The following is a 1,456-nucleotide window of genomic DNA, read 5'->3' on the forward strand; positions in this document are numbered from 1 at the left end:
CTTTATATTGAAAGCCTCCTGCTAAATATTCGGTAGTGGTTATAGTACTATTCTCAGTCACTTTTTTAGCTATTTTTTGTCCTGTAGCATTGTAAAGATATTCAATTGTATTTGCTCCAACAAATATTTTAGTAGGCAAATTTAAATGGTTGTAGACAATATTTGTAATGCCTTTGTTTTCATCTTTTGTCATATTCCCATTGGCATCATAAAAATAATCATCTTTATTGTCAGTAATACCATTACTATTTGTATCCAATGATTCATTAAAGCCTTGGGAAGCAGTTGATTTATCCATCACTTTCATCAATAAATTTTTATTGTTGGCATCATACGAATACACTAAATCATCTATTACATTTACTATTTGTGCTCCATCCGTATCTCTATCTCCATTTCTTAAAAGAGTTTGAATGTTCCCGTTTTTATCATACGTTAGTTTCTCTAAATAGTTATCAGGAGTTGAAGCGTTTTCAGGCTTTAAATAATTCGCTTCTAACAAACGATTTAATTCATCATAGGAATAATTGTATTTTCTTAACACATTATCGCTAGATGATTTCCAATAGGTAGAGGAAATATTTCCATTGTATAACGGATTAGCGCTATCATCAAAATCTCCTAAAGATTCAAAATTATTATAATTGATCTTAAAAGTAAACAAATCAGTACCTATGTTTTCTACATCATTAATGGCTTTTAACCAACCTCTTATGTTGTAACTGTAATCTACCGTTTGTAAACCAGTTGCTCCTGTAGTATCTAAGCCTCCTACGTTTTTACTAATTAGTTGTCCTAGTTCGTCGTATTCATTTTTAGCAATTAATTGTTCGCTTCCTCCTGCGATTAATTGTTTGTGTAACTTTAAACGATCTTGGTCGGTATATTCAAAAATATCGGTTATGGTAACTACTGTTCCATTAGTATCGTACTTATGAGTGGTAACTGTGTACTCAGTTTTTCCAGCCCAATCGAGTTTGCTGTCTACTTGGGTAAAGCCTCCTAAATGGTTGCTGGTATAGGTACTAACAGGTCTGTATCTGTCATCGTAAAGGGTGTACGACATTTCCGAAGCGTTTGGATTGTTACTATCTAACACTTTTGTCCATGAGCCTGTTGGTAGTCCTCTAACACTTGTAGTGGTATTTTGTGTTAAAACTTGTGAAGGAACGTTTGGTGCATTAGCATAACTATAGTCATCGTAATAATTTTTAGTTAAAATAAGGTCGTCAACAGCTAAAATGAATGGGTTACTTCCACCATTTACTAAATTTTGATTACTGGCTCTGTCTGTTGTACTTACCGTCATTTGTTTCCAACCTGTTTGGGTCACTCTTCCAAATGCATCATATTCTGTTATCATCCAGCCTACTGCAGTGGCACTACCATAAGGAGAAAATGCGGGTCCTGTTGCTACGGGTCTGTCTAGTTTGTCGTACACGATGAATTCCCATTG

At 34.3% G+C, this 1,456-nt stretch carries 1 pseudogene; it reads right to left on the bottom strand.

Going from position 1 to position 1,456, the window contains the following annotated elements:
- Positions 1-1,456, bottom strand: a pseudogene (locus tag FIA58_RS21120) (hypothetical protein); the annotation flags it as partial.

The organism is Flavobacterium jejuense (assembly GCF_006491595.2).
Lineage (GTDB): Bacteria > Bacteroidota > Bacteroidia > Flavobacteriales > Flavobacteriaceae > Flavobacterium > Flavobacterium jejuense.